Source organism: Bacillus sp. P4_D3, from assembly GCF_056401855.1.
Window position 1 is genome coordinate 1 of the sequence record NZ_JBFUIN010000388.1, and the last position, 2,922, is coordinate 2,922.

Below are 2,922 nucleotides of genomic sequence, written 5' to 3' on the forward strand. Positions count from 1 at the left end.
CATCACAAGGTATTCCATTCTTACATGCAGGACAAGAGTTTATGCGCACAAAATATGGTGATCATAATAGTTACAAATCTCCTGATTCTATTAACCAGATGGATTGGTTACGCCGTGCAGCATTTAATAATGAAGTAGAGTATATGAAGGGCTTAATAGATTTACGCAAAAAATACCCAGCTTTTCGTATGACTTCTGCAGAGCAAATTAAAAAGTATGTAGCTTTTATCGATGTTCCCAAAAATGTTGTAGCTTATACAATAGATGGAAAGGGAAGTGGGAATAAAAGCGAATATTTTATGGTGGCTCACAATGCAAATAGGGGAGCCGTTGACATAACACTTCCATCGAAAGGTCCATGGAAAGTGCTAGTAGACGGTAAGCAGGCGGGAAGTAAAACACTTTACGTTGTCCATGACAATAAAATTAAAGTTCCTGCATTAAGTTCACTAGTTTTAAAAACAGAGAAACCGATTAAATAAATGCAAAAAGCGGAGTGAAGGTTGCTTTCACTTCGCTTTTAAAGTTAAAGAAATATAATTTCACATACTGTAATTTTATTATAATTTAATAACAACAATAAACAAAAGGAGAAGAACTTATCAAGGTTCTTCTCCTTTTTAATCTGTAATTAAAGTATCCATAGTTGCAGGTATAGGTAGTGTAAATGAACTTTTCTTATTTAATTAACAGAGGATAGGTGTCTGCAAATAAATTATATCAATCAGAAGTTGTTTACAAAGAAATATGCGATTCTAAAATTGTTGCGGAACTAGCCGTTGCATACCGAAAGACCGATATAAACCCAGAGTTACAAGAGTTTTTGAAAATAGCGAAAGGCAAGACGATGAATCCATTTATAAAATGACGAGAAAATGACAAAACTGTAAGAAAGCACGAGTGTTTGTAAGAGAGTTCGATGTTTTCCTTTTTCTTTTTTTATTATAGTGAAAAAGAAGAAAGCGATGTCATAAGAGGTTGATATTTTTAGATGAGTACAATAATCAAAACTATTTATGTAATGAAAGTATATGGCAATCAGTTAAACACCTTACTTTAAAGGAGGGATTTGAAAATGTCTTTTTCTCAATTCAATATTGATATTTTTCGAGCAATTAATGATTTAGGTAAACAATATTCATTTCTAAACTCAGCCATGGTATTTTTGGCAGAATATATGGTATATATTTTTGGTTTAATTATTATAGCTTATTGGTTTACCGGGTCCAGAAAAAGTAGGATGATGGTTATTCAAGCGATGGCTGCTTTTATGATTGCAGAGGTGATTGGAAAAATAGCAGGGGAATTTCATTTGAATTATCAACCGTTTGCAGTATTGCCTGATATTAATAAACTTGTTGACCATGCTGTAGATAATTCGTTTCCTAGTGACCATACGATTCTCTTTTTTTCGATTTGTTTTTCATTTTGGCTTGTTCGTAAAAAGACTGGATGGTTATGGCTTATACTTGCATTTTGTGTAGCGATTTCTCGTATTTGGGTAGGGGTTCATTATCCTTTTGATGTTGCAATAGGGGCTTTAATAGGATGTGTTGCAGCGTTATTTTCGTATTGGTTAGTACCGAAATTTTCTTTTATCAAGCAATTGCTTACTCTATATGAAAGAGTAGAGAAACATGTTTTACCATCCAAAAACAAATCAAAGGGATTTTGAGTATAGCCCTTTCTCATCCTCATTATTATTCTACACAAGTTGAATGGATCGATACATTCAATGCACCTATTTACATCCACGAAGGTGAAAAAGAATGGGTAGTACGTCCAAGTAACAAAATAATTTTTTGGTCTGGCGAGTCTTTTGAATTAACAAATGGCATTGCTTTAAATCGTATTGGAGGTCATTTTAAAGGAGGAACTGTTTTACACTGAAAAGGTGGAAATCATAATAAAGGTATTTYGCTAACAGGTGATATCATTCAAGTGATTGCCGACTGTCAGTGGGTTAGTTTCATGTACAGTTATCCAAATCTGATTCTACTTCCTGCTAGTAAAGTAAGAGAGATGATGGATAAAGTAAAAGGGCTACCATTCAACCGTATTTATAATGCTTTTCATCGAGTCGTGTCAAAGCATGCGGACCTTGCTGTTCAGAAGTCAGCAGATCAATACATAAAAGCACCGCAGGAAACACTTTTTAATACATGAGATGTTTCAATATTACCTGTAGACATCTTTAAGAAATTAAAATAAATAGAGAAGTTTAGAGCATGTTATTATCATTTTTTAAAACATGCTCTTTGTATTTAAAGTAACACGAACATTACTGACACGTACAAGTTATCAACAATCTTTATGTTGAAAGAATCTTAGCGTACGAATGTTGGTACTACCCCCTACTTAGTAATCTCACAATTTAAGGCATATCATTGGGGAAGATTTGGGAGTTCAATCGATTCTGAATAAAATTGATAGTATCAGTTGCAATTTTTTTACGTTTAAGAACAATCCCGGCATGTCCACATGTATAAATATATTGCGTAGGTCTTTCCCAGGATTCCCACAAATAGTCCGTATCCTCAGAGTGCACATATAGATCGTGCTTACCTGAAATTAATAAAATATTTTCTTTTTTTACTTTTGGTAACGCTTGACTCGGTTCAGTGATTTTCCAATAAGCTATTAAATCATCATACGTAACACCATGATGTTCCAAATCTTCTCTAATAAATTTACCTGGATTTGTCTTCCAAATTGAATATGAGAGTCGATTCGCGTAGAAAATGGATGTTAACACATCAATTTCTGGTTCAACAAGAGATGTTAAGTTAGTAATAACTCCACCTAAACTGATTCCTATTAAAATCAAGGGACCATTTTTATTTTCTTTTATCCATTTGATCAAAGTTCGTAAATCAGCTACCGCTTGTCTAGTTGCTTCTACAGTTCGTTCAACATTGGCAC

General features: G+C 33.6%; 4 protein-coding genes and 1 pseudogene. 4 read left to right on the top strand and 1 reads right to left on the bottom strand.

Annotated features, from left to right (window positions below):
- The 4 genes and pseudogenes from AC1DTM_RS21525 to AC1DTM_RS21540 all read left to right on the top strand — a co-directional run.
- A partial coding sequence (locus AC1DTM_RS21525; RefSeq protein WP_477000834.1) for an alpha-1,6-glucosidase domain-containing protein occupies positions 1-482 on the top strand: 482 nt, incomplete at its 5' end.
- Between the two features lie 218 nt (positions 483-700).
- Positions 701-868 (top strand): type 2 periplasmic-binding domain-containing protein, encoded by a 168-nt coding sequence (locus tag AC1DTM_RS21530; protein WP_016104946.1) that lies wholly within the window; start codon positions 701-703, stop codon positions 866-868.
- A 207-nt stretch (positions 869-1,075) separates the two neighbouring features.
- Positions 1,076-1,675 carry an undecaprenyl-diphosphatase gene (locus tag AC1DTM_RS21535; protein ID WP_016104947.1) on the top strand — a complete coding sequence of 200 codons (600 nt, stop codon included), beginning with the start codon at positions 1,076-1,078 and terminating at the stop codon, positions 1,673-1,675.
- Positions 1,633-2,166, top strand: a pseudogene (locus AC1DTM_RS21540) (MBL fold metallo-hydrolase); the annotation flags it as partial. The gene AC1DTM_RS21535 and the pseudogene AC1DTM_RS21540, both read left to right, overlap by 43 nt.
- Positions 2,167-2,374: 208 nt before the next feature.
- On the opposite strand, the gene AC1DTM_RS21545 reads toward AC1DTM_RS21540, so the two are convergent.
- Positions 2,375-2,922, bottom strand: a 548-nt coding sequence (locus tag AC1DTM_RS21545; protein ID WP_477000835.1) for an alpha/beta fold hydrolase, incomplete at its 5' end; no start/stop codon positions are given.